The following is a 17,157-nucleotide window of genomic DNA, read 5'->3' as shown; positions in this document are numbered from 1 at the left end:
AGTGTCACAACATGCAAGATCGGCAATTTTAGCTGCGGATTTTGCATTAGTTTACTGTGCTGAGGCTAGGTAACTTGCAGAAAATCCACATTAGGAGAGTCCCATGCACCTTGCCCGCTTCCCCCGCCGTTTCATCGCGCATCTGCCCACGCCGCTGGAGCGGCTCGACCGCCTGAGCAAGGAGCTGGGCGGGCCCGAGATCTGGATCAAGCGGGACGATTGCACCGGGCTGTCCACCGGCGGCAATAAAACCCGCAAGCTGGAGTTCCTGATGGCAGAGGCGGAGCTGCAGGGAGCCGATATGGTGATGACCCAGGGTGCCACCCAATCGAACCATGCCCGCCAGACTGCGGCCTTTGCGGCCAAGCTGGGCCTCGATTGCCATATCCTGCTGGAGGACCGCACCGGCTCGAACAACGCGAATTACAACAACAACGGCAACGTGCTGCTGGACCACCTGCACGGCGCCACCACCGAAAAGCGCCCCGGCGGCCTGGACATGAATGCGGAAATGGAGGCCGTGGCCGAGAAATTCCGCGCCGATGGCAGAAATGTCTATACGATCCCCGGCGGCGGCTCCAACGCCACGGGCGCACTGGGCTATGTGAACTGCGCCTTTGAGATCCTGCAGCAGGCCAATGCCGGCGGGCTGAAGATCGACCATATCGTTCATGCCACCGGCTCTGCCGGAACCCAGGCGGGGCTGATCACCGGCCTGAAGGCGATGAACGCGCAGATCCCGCTCTTGGGTATCGGTGTCCGGGCGCCCAAGCCCAAGCAGGAAGAGAACGTCTATAACCTGGCCTGCGCCACGGCGGAGAAGCTGGGCTGCGGCGGCATCGTGCAGCGCGAAGATGTGGTGGCCAACACGGATTATGTCGGCGAGGGTTATGGCATCCCGACCGAAGGCGGTCTGGAGGCGATCCGGATGTTTGCCGAGCTGGAAAGCATCCTGCTGGATCCGGTCTATTCCGCCAAGGGGGCGGCCGGCTTTATCGATCTGATCCGCAAAGGCCATTTCAAGAAAGGTGAGCGGGTGGTATTCCTGCATACCGGCGGCGCGGCGGCGCTGTTCGGCTATGACAGCGCGTTCGACTTTGCGGGCCGCTGGAAATCCGCCTGATCTGACTTTTGATGGAGGTTCCGGCAAATAACATGAACACGCCCAGACCGATAGGCATTCTTGGCGGCATGGGGCCGGAGGCGACAGTGCTGATGATGCAGCGCATCATCAGCTTTACCCCTGCGGCTCGTGATCAGGACCATATCCAGCTGCTGGTGGACAGCAATCCGCAGGTGCCGTCGCGGATTGATCACCTGATCCGCCGTACCGGCCCGGATCCGGCCCCGGTGCTGGCCGGGATGGCGCAACAGCTGGAGGCGATGGGGGCCAGAGCGCTGGTGATGCCCTGCAATACCGCGCATTTCTATGCGCCGGCCATCACCGCCGCCTGCGGCATTCCCCTGATCAGCATGATCGAGGCGGTGCCCGATGCCATCAAGGCATCGGGTCTGCCGGTGCGGAGGGTCGGCATTCTGGCCTCACCGGCGGTGCGCATGACAGGGATTTACGACGCCCCGGCCAGGTCGCGCGGGCTGGCACCGCTTTACTGCGCTGACGAGGATGAGGTGCTGGACCTTATCCAGACGATCAAGGCAGAGGGCGTCACGGACGCCTCCCGCCATAGGCTGGTCTTGCTGGCGGCCGGTCTGCAGGCAGAGGGGGCGGAGTGCCTCGTGACAGCCTGCACCGAGTTTTCCCTGCTGTTCGACGGGCTGGAGGCGGATGTTCCGGCGTTTGACGCGCTGAACGAAACCTGCCGGGCCGTTGTTGGCTTTGCCATGCAGGACCTGCGCACCGGGTAGGCGGCGCCGGCACTGCTTCGGGGCTGCTGCCGTGGTTCCTGGCTCTGTGCTCCCGCCGGGCGGATATGGCGTGCCGCCAACCTGTATCGGTGGATGAACCGTCTTGATCCTCTAGCCGCTAGAGGTCCTATGAGCGGAGCAGGTAAACGGAGAATCGCTCATGGAGAATTCTGAATATCTGCTGGAAACCGGATTGCTGGACTTCAGCCACCCGGCCATGGCGGACTTGATCACCCGGCGCGGCTGGCAAGCCCTGCCGGAAGGGGACCGGATTGGGGCGGCCTATGATTTTGTCCGCAACGAAATTGGCTTTGGCTATAATGCGCGCGATACCCTGAAAGCGTCTGAGGTCCTGAAGGACGGTTATGGGCAGTGCAATACCAAGGGCGTGCTGCTGATGGCCTTGCTGCGGGGGATGGGGATTGCCTGCCGGTCGCATGGCTTTACAATTTTCAAGAGCCTGCAGCGCGGACTGGTGCCTGAAGCTGTCTATGGGATCACCCCGGACAGCATTCTGCACTCATGGGTCGAAGTCTGTTTTGATGGGAAATGGGTGAATCTTGAAGGGTTCATTCTGGACGAAGCAGTCCTATCCTCTCTGCAGGCGGCTTTCCCGGAGCGGAACGCATTGTGTGCTTACGGAGCGGGAACGGATTGTTTGCAAGCGCCGAAGGTGGCCTGGTCGGGCACCGATACTTATATCCAGCGCACCGGAATCAACGCGGATCTGGGTGTGTTTGCCTCTCCTGATGAGTTTTTTGCCGCGCATCAGCAAGACCTGACTGGGCTGCGCGGGCTGATGTTCAGGTGGGGGATCCGCCACTGGATGAACCGGAGAGTGCGTGCTATCCGCCGTGGCGCCGTGCCTGAGATACCAGGCGGCGAAACTGCTCTGAATGCCAGATCCTGGCCGGCTGCAGCGCCCGCTTGCGGCGACTAACGGATAACCGGCTCAAGGGCGGTTGGGGACCCCGGACTGCGTGCCATTTGCCCTTACCCCATCGACGTCATCGATTTGCGCTTGCTGGCGCGGGCGGCGTCGGAGCGGGCGCTCCACCAGGCGATGCCGCCCCAGAGCACCACGTAGAAGACGCCGGTGCCCAGCACCAGTTCGCCCGGGAAGGGGCCAATGTCGGCGCGGTCCAGGGCCTGCTGCCAGCTGGTCACGCCAGTGGGGTGCACCGCCAGCTTGCCCGCGTAGGCCAGTGACTGGATCAGCAGGATCCAGAAGTAATTGCGCCGGATCCGCCGCCCGATCGCGGTCATCACACCGACGTGGTACTCGGGCCGCAGGTAATCGGCCGCCAGCACGTCCTGCCAGTGTTCCTCCAGATGCAGATCGCCCTCGACCAGCATCGGAGTGTAGAAATGCGTCTCCAGCCAGCGGGCGCGGGCGCGGAACACGTTGAAATAGCGGTAGCGGCGGGCCTCCAGCATCAGGAAGAAGATGATCAGCACGCCCACCAGGATCAGCGGCAGCGGCGAGGCCTCGGGCGAGGAGTAGGAGATCGACAGGGCAACCCCCAGTGTCACCACCGACCAGTTGGTGGTGGTGTCGAGCCGGGTGCGCCAGACCGTGCTGCGGTAGATCTCGCCGCGGTAGAGATGCGCAAGCGCACCGACTTCATCCGGTGACAGCGGTGCGCGGGCGCCGGCTGCCGTCTGTTCGCGCTGTGACGTGTCCATGCGGCGAGCGTAAGTTTTTTGGCGTAATCGGGCAAATTATTTGCGCCAGTTTGATCCGTGTCAAACATCGCAGCTGCCAGCCGGGGTAAAACCGCAGGTGAAAGAGATTGCTGCTTGGCAAATACCCCTCCTGGGCAGCAAGAAATCCCGCAAGGCCGACGTGCAGGCCAAACGGGCCATGCGCCGGTTTTCCGATCTGTTCGCGCGTTTCCTGGAAAACCGGCGCTTTTTTCTTTTCAAATCTTCTGCGGATTGATGCAGCGGACTTGCAGCGGCCGGCCCCGCAGCCATGCGGTGAGCCTTGCCAGCAGCCCCGGGGCGCGCGGCGGCGCCTGATAGGCGCGCGGCAGCGGTTTGGCGCGCGGCAGATCGCGCAGCCGGACGCAGTCCTGGCGGGCGGCAGTCATCATCGAGCGGGCATAGATATCGTTCAGCATGTCACGGCCTCCTGTTCTGGCGTGTGACCCTGACTCTTGCCTGAATGGGTGATTCCTGCGAGTTAAGAAGAATGTCATTATGTAAGGAGTGATTACATATGGATTGGCTGCGCATGCCGCCGCTTGCGGGGCTCAGGGCTTTTACTGCGTTTGCTGAAACAGGAAACGTGGTGCAGGCAGGGCTGGCTCTGAATGTCAGCCACGCTGCCATAAGCCAGCAGTTGCGGGCGCTGGAGGCCCATCTGGGCGCGGCGCTTCTGGACCGCAGCGGCCGGGCGCTGGCGCTGACCGCGGACGGCGCCCATCTGGCACGGGCGCTGCAGCTGGGGTTCGGCGCGATCGAGGCGGCGGTGCAGGAAATCTCCGCTGCCAGCGCGGCCCGGCCGCTGCATGTTACCTGCACGCCGATGTTTGCCGCCCATTGGCTGATGCCGCGGCTGGCGGAGTTCCAGGCCAGCCATCCGGAGATCGATCTGGTGCTGGATCCGCGGGGCGAGATTGTGGAGCTGAAACCGGGCGGAATCGACCTGGCCATCCGCTATGGCGGCGGCAACTGGGCGGGGATGGATACCCGGATGCTGCTGCAGTCCCCCATGGTGGTGATTGCCGCCGGAAGTCTGCTGAAGGGCCGTCAAGTGGCGGCGCCGGAGGATCTGCTGGACCTGCCCTGGCTGGAAGAGCTGGGCACGACGGAGGCCTCGCGCTGGCTGGAATCGCGGGGCGTCACGGACAGCCTGCGCGGTTCCCGGACCCGGTTGCCAGGAAACCTTCTGATGCAGGCGGTGCGCGCCGGGCAGGGGGTCGCGGTCAGCGTTCAGGCCTTCGTCGAAGAGGATCTGCAATCCGGCCGCTTGTGCGCCTTGTTCACAGAGGGTGAGGACCGCGGGTATCATGTCGTTACCCGCTCTGGCGTGCGCCGCCCGGAAGCCCGCAAGTTCGCTGCCTGGCTCTGCCGCCAGGCTGACGCCTGAAGCTGTCGCGGCTATTGCTCCGGCTCTTTCGAACCCGTCAGCGTTTTATTCTGTTCTGAGAAAGGCCGATGGCTGGGGTGGTAGGATTCGAACCTACGGTACACGGTACCAAAAACCGCTGCCTTACCACTTGGCTACACCCCATCGGTGAGGCGCTGTCTAAAGTTTGTTGCTGGGGGGTGCAAGAGGGTTTTTGAAAAAAAGTGCAGTTCTTTTCTCCACCTTCTCTGAAATGCAGAAATGATGTCCCTGGGGTGCACTGCCAGGCATGGTTAGCCTGGGTCTATATTTAATATTTTCAGTTCCTTAGGCGATGTCTGCGTGCATGAGGGTACGGGGTGGCCTGATCGGGCCGCGCTCTGATTTGGCGGTTTCAGAGCGTGGCGTCCCGCCTGTGCTAAGGCCGGTCCTGAGGGGGACCGGCCTTGGTCTGGCAGAGCCCGGATCTCTTGCCGCGGCCAGGGTCAGGAGCCCCAGATTGCTTGCTGATGCGCCTCTTCGCCGCTTTCGAAGATATGCGGCTGGACGCCGCGGCTGGCGAGCTCGCCCTGCATCTTGAGGCGCATGAAGGCGCTGGTGGTATAGTGGGCGATCGAGGCCGAGTGGGTCTCCAGCGTCCGGCCGACCGAGGCTGCGTAGTCATCCTGCAGATCTTCGGCGATGCGGAAGCCGTTCTGGTTCATCACCATGCTGACATCCCGGCCGCTTTTGGCAAAGGCATCCTGCAGCACACGGTCCAGATCCTCGACATCCTGCTTCTTGCGGACGCTCCAGCCTTCGAGGTTGAGGAACATGGTGTGGCGGGCGGCATCATATGTGACACGTTCTGAAAGGTTGAAGTTCAACAGATCGTTCATCAGCCCCATCGGTTCATCGCGGAAGATACGCGCGTCCATCAGGGCGACGTTTTCAATGATCGGTTTGAACTCCATCTGGTCGAGGATGTCGCGCTGCAGGTCGATGCCGGGGGCGATTTCGATCAGTTCCAGCCCCTTTGGGGTCAGCTGCAGCACGCAGCGCTCGGTCACGTAGAGCACTGGTTGAGAGCGCTTGGAGGCATAGGGTCCGGAGAAGGTGATCTGTTCGATCAGGCGCACGAATTTCTTGTTGCGGCCTTCCTGAACGATGCGCAGCTCGCCGTTTTCCACTGCAACCTTCAGCCCGCCGGCGGTGAAAGTGCCCGCAAAGACCACGGCGCGGGAATTCTGGGAGATGTTGATGAAGCCGCCGCAGCCGTTCAGGCGGCCGCCGAAGCGGGAGGCGTTGACGCTGCCCTCGGCGTCGCATTCGGCCATGCCGAGGCAGGTGAGGTCCAGCCCGCCGCCGTCGTAGAAATCAAACATCTGGTTCTGGTCGATGATGGCGTCGGCATTGGCCGAGGAACCGAAGCTGGAGCCGCCTGCCAGCACGCCGCCGACGGCGCCGGCCTCAGTCGTCAGGGTGATATAGGGGGTGGCTTTTTCCTCGTTGGCCACGGCGGCGACGCCGTCGGGCGCACCGACGCCGAGGTTCACGGCGCCGTTGGGCGGCAGCTCAAACGCGGCGCGGCGGGCGATGATCTTGCGCTGATCCAGCGGCATCTTGGCAATGCCTTCGACCGGCACCCGGATTTCGCCCGAAAGCGCGGGATTGTGCTGCACGCCGTAGTTCATCCGGTGCATCTCGGGGTCGTCGGCGACGCAGACACAGTCCACCAGCAGGCCGGGGATCTTCACATCCTTTGGTTTGATCGAGCCGTCCTCGACGATGCGTTCCACCTGGGCGATCACGATGCCGCCGTTGTTGTGGGCCGCCATCGCCTGGGCCAGGCAGTCCAGCGTCAGTGCCTCGCGCTCCATGCTGATGTTGCCGGAGCGGTCGGCGCTGGTGCCGCGGATGAAGGCGACGTCGATCTTGGTCGCCTTGTAGAACAGCCATTCCTCGCCATCGACCTCGTGGTAGCGGACGATGTCCTCCTCGGTCACCTTGTTGACCTTGCCGCCGCCGTGGCGCGGGTCGACATAGGTGTGCAGGCCGACCTTGGAGAACAGGCCGGGCTGGCCGGCGGCACAGGCACGGTAGAGCTGCGAGATCACGCCCTGGGGCAGGTTGTAGCCGCAGATCTTGTTCTCCTGCGCTGCCTGGGCGACCTTGGGCATGCGGCCGAAGTTGCCGGCGATCACCCGGCGCAAGAGGCCGTCGTGATGCAGCCGCCCGGTGCCCAGACCCTTGCTGTCGCCGGCGCCCGCGCACATGATCAGGGTGAGGTCGCGGGGGGCGCCTTCGGCCAGGAAGCGCTTCTCCAGCGCCGCGTGCAGCATTTCCGGGATGCAGCTTTGGACAAAGCCGGTGGTGGTCACGACATCGCCGTCGCGGATCAGTGCCATTGCCTGGTCTGTGGTGGTTGTCTTGTCTTTCATGGCGGCGCGTCCTCCCCGATCCTTTCACCCTCCGCGGTGGCTTTGCAGCCGCACGGAAATCTGATCAGGCATGTTAGGCGGGCGCCGTGGCGCTGCTGTCCTTTGATTGCGTCAGCGGACAGGGGAGTTACGACATCGCGCCGGGCGCTGCGGCGCCGAAGTTTCCGATTGGCGGCAGTGTTTTCCGGGCGGGGGCTGCATGTATACTGCGGCCGGCTGAAAAGGGTGGAAAAAGGCTTGCACCGGCTGCTGGCCGCAGGGTCCCGAGAACCTGCAGCCGGGGGTAAGACAGCCGGTTGCCGGCCTTGCTTCAGTGCGGAGCGGCAGCGCCGGCGCGGGCTTTTGGAACACAGGCTGAGGCAGCTGAAACGTCAGGCTTGCTTGGCCGGAAGTTCGGCTGTGTTCACTGTCCAGCGGGCGATCTGCTCCAGCAGTTCCTTTTTGCGCACCGGCTTGGACAGGAAACCCGACATTCCGGCGGCGCGGCAGGCCGCCTCGTCCGTGCTCAGCACATTTGCCGTGAGCGCCAGGATGGGGCAGGGCGGGCGGTTGTTTTCCTGCTCCCAGGCGCGCAGGCGCCGGGTGGCTTCCAGCCCGTCCATCACCGGCATTGACATATCCATCAGCACCAGGTCGAAACCTTGCGCGGCAAAGGTGCTGAGCGCCTCCTGGCCATTGCTGCAGATGGTCAGGCTGATGCCGGTCGGAGCCAGCATTTTCTGAAGAACCAGCTGATTGGTACGGTTGTCCTCTGCCGCAAGAATCCGCAGATGGGCGAAACTGTCGCCGGATTTCTCAGCACTTGCGGGCTGATCAGCAACAGGAAGGAGCGGGCTGTTCAGGGCATCCAGCAACGTGCGCAGCAGAAGCTTGCCGCGGGCAGGTTTCAACAGCACATGCACGGTCTTGCAGCTTTTAAGTACCTGGTAGCCGGCCAGCTGCTGGCCGCCGGTGCAATAGACGATGGGCAGCTCCCTGCAGCCCGGCAGCGCATGCAGCTCCTGGCAGAAAGCTCTGGCCTGTTCCGGCGGCAGGCTGGTTTCCACCAGCACCAGATCCGGCCGGCGCTGCTCTGCCGTCATCGCGGTGACCTGAGCCAGCAGGTCTTGCAGGCTGGACGGGGCGAATGTTTCCGCGCCCCAATAATCAAGCTGGCGCATCCGGACATCGCGTGAGAAGGGCAGATCCGCGGCCACTGCCACGCGGGTTCCTGCCAGCGGTTGCGTTCGCGGCACGGCCGGGGCTGCGACGGGCAGTGTCAGGCAGACGGTGAAACAGGATCCTTTGCCAACTTCCGAGACGACATCAATCCGGCCGCCCATTGCCTGTGTCAGCCGCGAGGAAATTGCCAGCCCGAGCCCGGTGCCTTCGAACCGCCGGGCGTTGGTGCTTTCGACCTGTTCGAAGGCATGAAAGATCTGGCCGAGGCTGTCCTCAGGGATGCCGACCCCGGTATCGCGGACGTCAATACACAAGGGGATCCTGTGGCTGGCATCATAGTTGAGGGTGATGCTGATGAAACCGCGCATGGTGAACTTGATGGCGTTGCCGACCAGGTTCATCAGGATCTGCCGCACCCGGCCGCTGTCGCCGCAGAACACAGCCGGGGTGCCTTCGGGGATGTCTATGCAGATCTCAACGCCCTTGGCAGTGGCGCTCGGAGACATCAGCGCGGCCACATCATAGATCACGTCGCGCAGATTAAAGGGCTGCTCGAGCATCTGTGCCTTGCCGGCTTCCAGCTTGGAGAAGTCAAGGATGTCGTTAACAATGCGCAGCAGCGCCTCTGAGGAGGTCAGGATGGTGTTGGCGCAAGACTGCTGCTCAGAGGTCAGGCTGGTCTCGCTGAGCACTTCTGCCATGCCAAGCACGCCGTTGATCGGGGTGCGGATTTCATGGCTCATGGTGGCCAGAAAGCGGGATTTGGTTTCAGTGGCAGCTTCAGCCCGCGCTTTCTCCTGCATCAGCTTGTCGGCGATCCGTTTCTTCTCCTGAAGGCTGACTTCAAGGGTGTCGAGTGCGGTGAACATGGCGGCGATCTCGTTGTCGCCGGCCGCTGCTGCGGGATGTTCGCGGCTGGCAAGCCGCCGCAGCTTCTGGGCCGCCAGCTGGACCGCTGCCGAGAAGCTGCGTGCCTTGCGCATGGAAAACATCAAGGCTGCGGCCATCAGCAGGGCGGTTCCGGTCAGCCCCAGAGCCAGGATGCGGGTCAGCGTCTGGTTGGTTTCTGCAACGGCCTGTTCCGCATGCTGTGCCGCCATCGACGTCACGGTTGCAGCCTGCCGGGTCACGGCCTCGCTGCTCATGACCAGCGAGCTGAGCGTGGGGATGTCCTTTTCTGGTTTGATGCCCAGGAGCACAACAGTCTTGACGCACCATTCCGACAGGGCCGTGTCCAGCGCCCGCACTTCCGCCCGCAGCGGTGCGGACAGCGGCAGTTTTGTCAGCGCGGCGAGTTCCCTGTTGATTGCGACCAGGTAGCTTTGAAACTGCCGGGCCACCTCCTCCTGCGGGATCAGCCGGGTCATCGCCAGCACATCCTGAGCATAGTCTTCGGCGGCGGTGATGCCCGCCGTGACGCTGCTGATGCGCCGGGTGACTTCCAGCGATGCCTCCAGCGCGGCGTCTTTGCGGGCGGATGCAAAGACGGCCATGCCGCCGACCAGAAGCGCAGCGAACAGGGCCGCTCCTGCGATGACCAGTACCGGCAGCACGATGGACCGTTTGATGTTCATGCGTGATGTCCCTCAGCGGTGCGCATCAGTTGGCCGGCAGGATTGGAGTTGGCACATTGGTTCCGGTGTCCGTCAGCGTTGCCAGGAAAGCGATGAGATCCTCGGTGTCGCCTTCTTCCAGGCTAAACCCTTCAATGTCTGACGTTCTGGCAATGGCTGTGCTGCCGCCGGCGGCATAGTGGCGGATCACCTCTTCCAAGGAAACCAGAGTGCCATCATGCATGAACGGCGCTCGCAGCACGATATTGCGCAGGCCCGGGGTTTTGAAGCGGAAGTTCAGTTCAGGATCTGGCGGGAACAGGCCGCCGCCGCCAAGATCACTTGTCGGCAGGCCGATGTCATACATCTGGTTGTTGGTGAACATCCAGCCGGTATGGCAGGACGCACAGTCCGCCTTCCCGGTGAACAGCGCAAAGCCGCGTTTGGCGGCGTCGGATACGGCCGTTTCATCACCTTCCACCCAGCGGTCGAAGCTGGCGACACCGCCGACGATGGTTCTCTGGTACATGGCGAGTGCTGCCAGGATAGTTTCCTTGCGGATGCCCTGGCCGGGGAACAGGTGGTCGAACCAGATTCTGTAGTCCTCCACAGACGACAGCCGTTTGGTGATACCGTCGAAGGTTGCATTCATTTTTGCCGGGTCGGTGATCGGTCCAATGGCCTGCTCCTCCAGGCTGTCCAAGCGCCCGTCCCAAAGCAGCGGTGAGATCCAGGCAGCGTTGAGCAGTGTCGGGGCATGGCGCCGCACGGGCGTGTTGGCGGCGCCAATTGGCTTGGGCACCGGCACTTCCCAGCCGAAGGAGGGGTTGTGGCAGCTGGAGCAGCTGATGTTCTGCCCGCCGGACAGGCGCGGGTCAAAGAACAGCATCTTGCCCAGGGTGGCGATCTCGCGGTTATAGGGCGCGTCTTCGGGAAAGGGCACCGTTTGCGGGCGCTCGAACGCCTCAAGCCCGGCCGCCTGGGCCAGGCTTTGGAAAGTCCACAAAAGCAGCGGTGCCAGGACAGCAGCTTTCCACCGCATGCAGGACCTCCTTCTCGTTTCCCGTAACCTTGTTAACCGGAAAGCCATCATCTGAGAAGGCCGTTAAGATATCGTGAGCTTTGCCTTGTGTGCGGATGGTTATGACGCAGCTGGTGCGGGCTTGCCGGAGATCTTCTTGGGGCCAAGCCGCCGGGTAACAAGCCAGGGGCCTGCCTTCAGCACCATCAGCGCGAAACCGGCGGTCCAAAAAATGGCTGAAAGCGTGATCCCATCCAAGCCCGCAGTCAGTTCCGTGCTGCCGGCAACGCGCGCCGCGGCAGCGCCCAGCAGCAGCATGAAGGCACCGGTCAGCGCGGGGCCCGCCACCAGCGGGCGGCCGCTGTGACCCATGGTGGCACGCATCATCACCGCCAGGGTCATGCCGCCGATAGCACCAATGCCCAGAATATGTGCCGCAACAGCCGGTTCCAGCAGGCCAAAGGGAACGCCGCCTGCGGCGATCAGCCCGGCAGGCACCAGCGCATAGGCCAGGTGCAGCATCAGCAAGAGCGGGTCGGGCAGGGTCGCCAGGCTGCGCCAGCGCACAAGCCGCACTGCGTGCAGCAAACCGGCAGCCAGCAGCAAGGCACCGCTGACAGCGGCCCAGGGCGCCACGGTCCAGGCCAGCAGGGCCGCGGCGCCGAAGACCAGCGAAACTGCGTCGAACTTGCTGAAGGTCGCTGGCATCTTCGTTGCACCGTGCCTGGCCAGCCAGTTGCGGGTGAAGCTGGGGATGATCCGGCCGCCGATCAGCATGATCAGGAAAATAAGCACTGCAATGCCCAGACGGCGCGAGACATCCGCCGGACCTTCGGTCATGGCCTCGATGTGGAAGCACGCATTGGCCACGCCCAGCAGGGTGACCGGCACCAGCACCTTGAGGTTGCGCCAGTTCTCACCGGCGATGATTTCCCGCGCGATCATCGCAACCACTGCTGCCAGGAAGGCACAGTCCACGGCCATCACCCCAAGCGGCGGCAGCCCCAGCCAGCCCGCCGCCGCCAGCCTGCCCAGCAGCCACAGGCCGGACAGCAGCGCCAGCGGCAGTCCGCGTGCAGGCATCCGCCCGGTCCAATTCGGCACCGCGGTGAACAGGAAGCCCGCTACCACGGCAGCGCCGTAGCCAAAGATCATCTCGTGGATGTGCCAGTCGGTTGCAAGAAAGGGGCCGGAATACTCCAGATCACCGCGCCAGATCAGCAGCCAGGCTGGGATTGACAGCAGGGCACACAAGCAGGCCCCCAGAAAGAACGGCCGGAAGCCGAAGGAAAAGAGGACAGGTCCAGTGTAGTCGGTTCGCGCAGCCATCATGGCCTCCATGCATCCGGTCAAAGACAGGCGGGCGGCACTGGTCAGGTGCCGCCCGCCGGTCCGGCGCAAGGGACGCAATCTTTCGCCGAACCCCGTGGATCAGCTCCGGCGGGCAGGGAGGAGGGAGGCTCCCCCGTTTCCGGTTTCCGGATTTTCCCGCACGGTTGTTTCCTCTGGCGTCACTATGCGATAACGGCTGAGGGATCACTTTGTCCTTCAGCAAACTTGCGGTGTATTCTTGTCCAAGCTCGACGAAAGCCTTCTGACCGGTCTGCCGCCCTTCTGCCTCCTGGAGCGCAGCCAGATCCGTGAAATTCTCGATCAGGCGCTGCCCAAGCGGTATGACGAAGGGGCAGAAATCTTTCACGAGGGCCATGACGCCGAGCGCTTCCATTTGCTGCTGGATGGCTACATCCGGGTGGTGAAAACAACCGAGGGCGGCGAGCAGATCATCGCGCTGCATATTTCCCCCGGCCAGCTGTTCGGTATTGCGCCTGCGCTGAACCGCGACACCTATCCGGCCACCGCGGTGGCGGCCTCGGAATCGCTGGCGCTGTCCTGGCCGGTGCGGTTGTGGGGGGAATTCACTGCCAAGTACCAGGGCTTTGCCACCGAAAGCTACAATACCCTGGGCCAGCGGCTGGGTGAGATGCAAACGCGGATCACCGAGCTGGCAACCCAGGCGGTGGAGCAGCGGGTGGCGGCGGCGCTTCTGCGGATGGTGACCCAATCGGGCCGCAAGGTGGACGAGGGGATCGAGATCGCCTTCCCGGTGACCCGCCGCAATATCTCAGAGATGACCGGAACCACGCTGCACACGGTGAGCCGGTTGCTGTCGGCCTGGGAGAAGGACGGTATCGTGCATTCGACCCGCAAGCACATCGTGGTCACGGCCCCGCACAGACTGGTGCTTCTGAGCGGGGCGCAGGGTTAGCATCTTGTGCCGCGGCAGCGGCATATAGTGCGGTCAGAAGTTATCCCACCCCTGAGCCATCGGCAGATCGTCCTCTGCATAGGCCGCATCGGGCTGCGATGCAGAGGGCGCAGGCGTTCGTGCCATGGCCGCCGGTGCGGCGCCTTCGCTGCCATCCTTGAACCTGGAAACCTCCTGGGTGAGGTGGCCAGCATCATTGGACAGCATCTGGCTTGCGGCTGAGGTCTGTTCGACCATGGCTGCGTTCTGCTGGGTAACCTGATCAAGCTGCGACACACCCTGATTGATCTCTGTCAGCGCGGTCGACTGCTCGGACGCGCCGGTTGCGATATCCTGGATGTGCTCTGAGATTGTGGCGACGCTCTTGATAATCTGCTGCAGTTCCTCGCCAGACTTGCCAACCAGATCAACGCCGGCCGCAACCTGCCGGTTGCTTTCGCCGATCAGCTGCTTGATTTCACCGGCCGCGTCCGCAGAGCGCTGGGCCAGCGCGCGGACTTCGGAGGCAACAACCGCGAACCCGCGTCCGGCCTCACCGGCCCGGGCGGCCTCAACACCGGCGTTCAGGGCCAGAAGGTTGGTCTGGAACGCAATGTCGTCGATGACACCGATAATTTTCGAGATCTGCTCAGAAGAGCTTTCTATCTGCGCCATGGCGTCAATCGCGCTGCTCACGACCTCGCCGCTGCGCTCGGCCGAGGTTTTGGCCTCTGTCACGATGCCTTCGACTTTGCGGGCGCCTTCGGCGGAGGCTTTGACCGTTGCAGACAGCTGTTCAATGGCTGCGGCGGTTTCTTCCAGGGTGGCTGCCTGGCTCTCGGTCCGCTGGGACAAATCGCCTGCGGCTTGTGAAATTTCCTGCGCGGTGCGCCCGACCGCAGAGGACACTTGCTTGACCGTCCTCACAGAGGTGCTGAGCTGCTCAAGCGAGTGGTTGAACGTCTGCCCGAGTGCACCGACATCGGGAAGATCGGAAACGGCAACCCGGTGGGTCAGATTACCGCCGCTGAGTTCATGAAGGCCTTCGCCGATTTCATCCAGAGCGCGGCGGCGTGCGGTGATGTCGGAGGCAACTTTCACCACCCTCACCACCTCGCCCTCGTCATTTTCTACAGGGGCATAGGTCGCCTGGATCCAGATTGTTTCGCCGGCCTTTGTGACGCGGGGAAACTGGTCCGTGAACACTTTGCCGCTGGCCAGATCCGACCAGAACGTCTTGTAGTCATTGGATGCAACCAGCTCCGGGGCGACAAACATGGAATGGTGTTTTCCCTGGATCTCCTCCAGAGCATATCCCAATGCGCCCAGAAAGTTCTGGTTCGCAGTGATGATGGTGCCGTCCGGGTGGAACTGAATGGTTGCCTGAGTGCGGTCAACCATTCCGGCGATGATTGCAGTGGTGTCGTCCTGCTTCGCCGTATCCGGCTTTTTTCTCATAAAAAACACTAGCTTTACTCCAAGGGTTGCTGGGTCTCACTCCTCTGGATCGTGATTCATATCGCAAAAACAGAATAAAAACGTTAACGGGCTTCGGCGCTGTTTCAGCAAACAGAGCGGGGTTGGCGCGGGAAACTGCGACCGGCATTGCACCTCTGAACGCAGGTAAGACTATGGCACTGCCAAGCCTTGCGGCCAGCCTCCCGGTCAGGGCCGCGTCAAGCCATAGCGGTTCCCTTCAGGCTTTCCCTAAACGCCATCTCCTCCAGCCCGTATTCTTCGCAGGCATCGATCAGCGTGTGAAACGGCGCGATCGGGCAGCCAGGGCAGAGCATCTGGCGGTTCATGAATTCGCCTGCGCAGGCGGGCCAATGGTGGAACAGTTCCGAAAGCGGCAGGTCGGGATCGTCGAAATCGGGGCGGCGCATGGGCATCCTCCTTTTCCTGCATCTTGCGTGCAGCAATGCGCGCGGTCTTTGCGCTTGGACAATATCCATGGCGGTGCGCGGGGTTAGGCAGTTCCCATCCGCAACTGTACTCAGGACCGCGATATGTCAGAGATACTTACCAAGTCGCGGGCCAGGAACGTGTTCTACGGGGGCTCCTTGTTCTTCGTTGTCGTGTTCGTGGCCATGACCGCGCACAGCCACCGCTATATCACCCAAACATCCACCGCTGGCATGGAGCTGACCGACGAGGTGCGCCAGGGCAAGCATGTGTGGGAGCGCCACTCCTGCATCAATTGCCACACCCTGCACGGCGAAGGTGCTTATTTTGCCCCCGAAGTGGGCAATGTCATGACCCGCTGGGGCGTGCTGGACGACCCGGAGGCCGCCTATGAAATGCTGGACGGCTGGATGAAGTCGCAGCCCTCCGGCGTTGAGGGCCGCCGCCAGATGCCGTTTTTCGAGCTGACCGAGGAAGAAACCCGCGGGTTGGCCGAATTCCTGCGCTGGGCGGATCAGACCGACACCCAGAACTGGCCGCCAAACGACGCGGGCTGAGGGAGAGAAACAATGAAATATCAATCTCAAAAAGTGGCCTATGCCTATTTCATGGTTGCAATGGCCCTGTTTGCCATTCAGGTCCTCGGCGGCCTGCTGGCCGGCTGGATCTATGTCTGGCCCAATACGCTGAGCGAGCTTCTGCCGTTCAATATCGTGCGGATGCTACACACCAACGCTCTGGTGGTCTGGTTGCTCTTGGGCTTCTTCGGCGCTGCCTATTATCTGATCCCCGAGGAAAGCGAGCGGGAGATCTTCTCGGTCAAGCTGGCCTATATTCAGCTGGCCATCCTTGTGGTCGGCACGCTCGGCGCGGTGGTCTCCTACCTGGCCGGCATCCACGGCGGGCGGGAGTTCCTGGAACAGCCCCTGTGGGTCAAGTTCGGCATTCTGGTTGCGGCGGTGATCTTCCTCGTGAACGTCTCCCTGACCGTGCTGGCTGGCCGCAAGACCGCGATCACCAACATCCTGCTGATGGGCCTGTGGCTGCTGTCGCTTTTGTGGATCTTTGCCTTCATCAACCCGGACAACCTGTCGCTCGACAAGATGTACTGGTGGTTCGTTGTCCACCTGTGGGTGGAAGCCACCTGGGAGCTGGTGATGGCCGCGATCCTTGGTTACCTGATGCTGAAGCTGACCGGTGTTGACCGCGAAGTGGTTGAGAAATGGCTCTATGTCATCGTTGCTCTGGCGCTGTTCTCCGGCATCCTCGGCACCGGCCACCACTTCTTCTGGATCGGCACCCCCGGCTACTGGCAGTGGATCGGCTCGATCTTCTCGACCCTGGAAGTGATCCCGTTCTTCGCGATGATGAGCTTTGCCTTCATCATAGTCTGGAAGGGCCGCAAGAACCACCCGAACAAGGCGGCGCTCTTGTGGTCGCTCGGGTCCTCCACCGTGGCCTTCTTCGGGGCCGGCGTCTGGGGTTTCCTGCACACGCTGCACGGGGTGAACTTCTACACCCACGGCACCCAGATCACCGCTGCCCACGGCCACCTCGCGTTCTTCGGCGCCTATGTGGCCCTGAACCTGGCGATGTTCACCTATGCGATGCCGCAACTCAGGAACCGCGACCCCTATAACCAGGTGCTGAACATGGCGTCCTTCTGGCTGATGACCGGCGGCATGGCCTTCATGACCTTCGTGCTGACCTTTGCCGGCACCATCCAGACCCACATGCAGCGCATTGTCGGCGACTACTACATGGATGTGCAGGACCAGCTGGGAATCTTCTACCTGATGCGCCTCGGCTCCGGTGTGGCGGTTGTGATCGGCGCGCTGGTGTTCATCTACTCGATGGTGGTGATCCGCCGCGAGGTTATCAAACCCGGCCCCGCGGCCGTACCGGGAGAATGA

Annotated in this window: 16 protein-coding genes and 1 tRNA gene; 8 read left to right on the top strand and 9 right to left on the bottom strand. The window is 62.6% G+C overall.

The features are described 5' to 3' along the window. Positions 1-103 precede the first annotated feature (103 nt). The 3 genes from K3725_RS14825 to K3725_RS14815 all read left to right on the top strand — a co-directional run bounded on the left by K3725_RS14825 (position 104) and on the right by K3725_RS14815 (position 2,806). Positions 104-1,123, top strand: coding sequence for a D-cysteine desulfhydrase (locus K3725_RS14825; protein ID WP_260016070.1), 1,020 nt, complete (start codon positions 104-106; stop codon positions 1,121-1,123). Between the two features lie 32 nt (positions 1,124-1,155). Next, positions 1,156-1,866 (top strand): aspartate/glutamate racemase family protein, encoded by a 711-nt coding sequence (locus K3725_RS14820; protein WP_260016069.1) that lies wholly within the window; start codon positions 1,156-1,158, stop codon positions 1,864-1,866. A gap of 160 nt (positions 1,867-2,026) precedes the next feature. Beyond that, entirely contained in the window at positions 2,027-2,806 is a 780-nt protein-coding gene (locus K3725_RS14815; protein WP_260016068.1) for a transglutaminase family protein, read from the top strand. A 53-nt stretch (positions 2,807-2,859) separates the two neighbouring features. Here the strand turns inward: K3725_RS14815 and K3725_RS14810 are convergent, their stop codons facing one another. After that, a complete protein-coding gene (locus K3725_RS14810) occupies positions 2,860-3,552 on the bottom strand; it encodes a DUF2270 domain-containing protein (RefSeq protein ID WP_260016067.1) in 693 nt (230 codons plus the stop codon). A 40-nt stretch (positions 3,553-3,592) separates the two neighbouring features. On the opposite strand from K3725_RS14810, the gene K3725_RS14805 reads away from it, so the two are divergent. Beyond that, positions 3,593-3,808, top strand: coding sequence for a hypothetical protein (locus tag K3725_RS14805; protein ID WP_260016066.1), 216 nt, complete (start codon positions 3,593-3,595; stop codon positions 3,806-3,808). On the opposite strand, the gene K3725_RS14800 is transcribed toward K3725_RS14805, so the two are convergent. Next, positions 3,789-3,989, bottom strand: a complete 201-nt coding sequence (locus tag K3725_RS14800; protein ID WP_260016065.1) for a hypothetical protein — start codon at positions 3,987-3,989, stop codon at positions 3,789-3,791. The genes K3725_RS14805 and K3725_RS14800 overlap by 20 nt on opposite strands. Before the next feature lie 98 nt (positions 3,990-4,087). Between K3725_RS14800 and K3725_RS14795 the strand changes: the two genes are divergently transcribed. Next, positions 4,088-4,960 carry a LysR family transcriptional regulator gene (locus tag K3725_RS14795; protein ID WP_260016064.1) on the top strand — a complete coding sequence of 291 codons (873 nt, stop codon included), beginning with the start codon at positions 4,088-4,090 and terminating at the stop codon, positions 4,958-4,960. A gap of 69 nt (positions 4,961-5,029) precedes the next feature. Here K3725_RS14795 and K3725_RS14790 read toward each other — a convergent pair. From K3725_RS14790 to K3725_RS14770, 5 genes are all read right to left on the bottom strand, one after another. Continuing rightward, a tRNA-Gln gene (locus tag K3725_RS14790) sits at positions 5,030-5,104 on the bottom strand. Positions 5,105-5,424: 320 nt separating this feature from the next. Continuing rightward, positions 5,425-7,359, bottom strand: a complete 1,935-nt coding sequence (locus K3725_RS14785; RefSeq protein ID WP_260016063.1) for an acyl CoA:acetate/3-ketoacid CoA transferase — start codon at positions 7,357-7,359, stop codon at positions 5,425-5,427. Between the two features lie 371 nt (positions 7,360-7,730). After that, on the bottom strand, positions 7,731-10,094 hold the full coding sequence (locus K3725_RS14780) for a response regulator (protein ID WP_260016062.1): 2,364 nt from the start codon (positions 10,092-10,094) through the stop codon (positions 7,731-7,733). A 25-nt stretch (positions 10,095-10,119) separates the two neighbouring features. After that, on the bottom strand, positions 10,120-11,115 hold the full coding sequence (locus K3725_RS14775) for a cytochrome-c peroxidase (protein WP_260016061.1): 996 nt from the start codon (positions 11,113-11,115) through the stop codon (positions 10,120-10,122). 99 nt (positions 11,116-11,214) lie between these two features. Next, positions 11,215-12,423: an NnrS family protein gene (locus K3725_RS14770; RefSeq protein ID WP_260016060.1), complete on the bottom strand. Its 1,209-nt coding sequence runs from the start codon at positions 12,421-12,423 to the stop codon at positions 11,215-11,217. Positions 12,424-12,664: 241 nt separating this feature from the next. On the opposite strand from K3725_RS14770, the gene K3725_RS14765 reads away from it, so the two are divergent. After that, positions 12,665-13,360 carry a Crp/Fnr family transcriptional regulator gene (locus tag K3725_RS14765; protein ID WP_260016059.1) on the top strand — a complete coding sequence of 232 codons (696 nt, stop codon included), beginning with the start codon at positions 12,665-12,667 and terminating at the stop codon, positions 13,358-13,360. Positions 13,361-13,393: 33 nt separating this feature from the next. On the opposite strand, the gene K3725_RS14760 is transcribed toward K3725_RS14765, so the two are convergent. Together K3725_RS14760 and K3725_RS14755 are read right to left on the bottom strand one after the other, a co-directional pair. Further along, on the bottom strand, positions 13,394-14,797 hold the full coding sequence (locus K3725_RS14760) for a methyl-accepting chemotaxis protein (RefSeq protein WP_260016058.1): 1,404 nt from the start codon (positions 14,795-14,797) through the stop codon (positions 13,394-13,396). Between the two features lie 218 nt (positions 14,798-15,015). Next, positions 15,016-15,225: a hypothetical protein gene (locus K3725_RS14755; protein WP_260016057.1), complete on the bottom strand. Its 210-nt coding sequence runs from the start codon at positions 15,223-15,225 to the stop codon at positions 15,016-15,018. Between the two features lie 123 nt (positions 15,226-15,348). Here K3725_RS14755 and K3725_RS14750 point away from each other — a divergent pair, with 123 nt between their 5' ends. Continuing rightward, positions 15,349-15,801 (top strand): cytochrome c, encoded by a 453-nt coding sequence (locus K3725_RS14750; RefSeq protein ID WP_260016056.1) that lies wholly within the window; start codon positions 15,349-15,351, stop codon positions 15,799-15,801. A gap of 12 nt (positions 15,802-15,813) precedes the next feature. Continuing rightward, a complete protein-coding gene (locus K3725_RS14745) occupies positions 15,814-17,157 on the top strand; it encodes a cbb3-type cytochrome c oxidase subunit I (protein ID WP_260016055.1) in 1,344 nt (447 codons plus the stop codon).

Origin of the sequence: Leisingera sp. S132 (assembly GCF_025144465.1) — a bacterium.
In the GTDB taxonomy this organism is placed as follows: domain Bacteria; phylum Pseudomonadota; class Alphaproteobacteria; order Rhodobacterales; family Rhodobacteraceae; genus Leisingera.
This window is presented reverse-complemented; position numbering and strand designations above follow the sequence as displayed.

Bases quoted from the DNA above. Each gene is read 5' to 3' on its own strand.
- K3725_RS14825 (WP_260016070.1), top strand. From the start codon at position 104: ATGCACCTTGCCCGCTTCCCCCGCCGTTTCATCGCGCATCTGCCCACG.
- K3725_RS14820 (WP_260016069.1), top strand. From the start codon at position 1,156: ATGAACACGCCCAGACCGATAGGCATTCTTGGCGGCATGGGGCCGGAG.
- K3725_RS14815 (WP_260016068.1), top strand. From the start codon at position 2,027: ATGGAGAATTCTGAATATCTGCTGGAAACCGGATTGCTGGACTTCAGC.
- K3725_RS14810 (WP_260016067.1), bottom strand. From the start codon at position 3,552: ATGGACACGTCACAGCGCGAACAGACGGCAGCCGGCGCCCGCGCACCG.
- K3725_RS14800 (WP_260016065.1), bottom strand. From the start codon at position 3,989: ATGCTGAACGATATCTATGCCCGCTCGATGATGACTGCCGCCCGCCAG.
- K3725_RS14795 (WP_260016064.1), top strand. From the start codon at position 4,088: ATGGATTGGCTGCGCATGCCGCCGCTTGCGGGGCTCAGGGCTTTTACT.
- K3725_RS14785 (WP_260016063.1), bottom strand. From the start codon at position 7,359: ATGAAAGACAAGACAACCACCACAGACCAGGCAATGGCACTGATCCGC.
- K3725_RS14780 (WP_260016062.1), bottom strand. From the start codon at position 10,094: ATGAACATCAAACGGTCCATCGTGCTGCCGGTACTGGTCATCGCAGGA.
- K3725_RS14775 (WP_260016061.1), bottom strand. From the start codon at position 11,115: ATGCGGTGGAAAGCTGCTGTCCTGGCACCGCTGCTTTTGTGGACTTTC.
- K3725_RS14770 (WP_260016060.1), bottom strand. From the start codon at position 12,423: ATGGCTGCGCGAACCGACTACACTGGACCTGTCCTCTTTTCCTTCGGC.
- K3725_RS14760 (WP_260016058.1), bottom strand. From the start codon at position 14,797: ATGAGAAAAAAGCCGGATACGGCGAAGCAGGACGACACCACTGCAATC.
- K3725_RS14755 (WP_260016057.1), bottom strand. From the start codon at position 15,225: ATGCGCCGCCCCGATTTCGACGATCCCGACCTGCCGCTTTCGGAACTG.
- K3725_RS14750 (WP_260016056.1), top strand. From the start codon at position 15,349: ATGTCAGAGATACTTACCAAGTCGCGGGCCAGGAACGTGTTCTACGGG.
- K3725_RS14745 (WP_260016055.1), top strand. From the start codon at position 15,814: ATGAAATATCAATCTCAAAAAGTGGCCTATGCCTATTTCATGGTTGCA.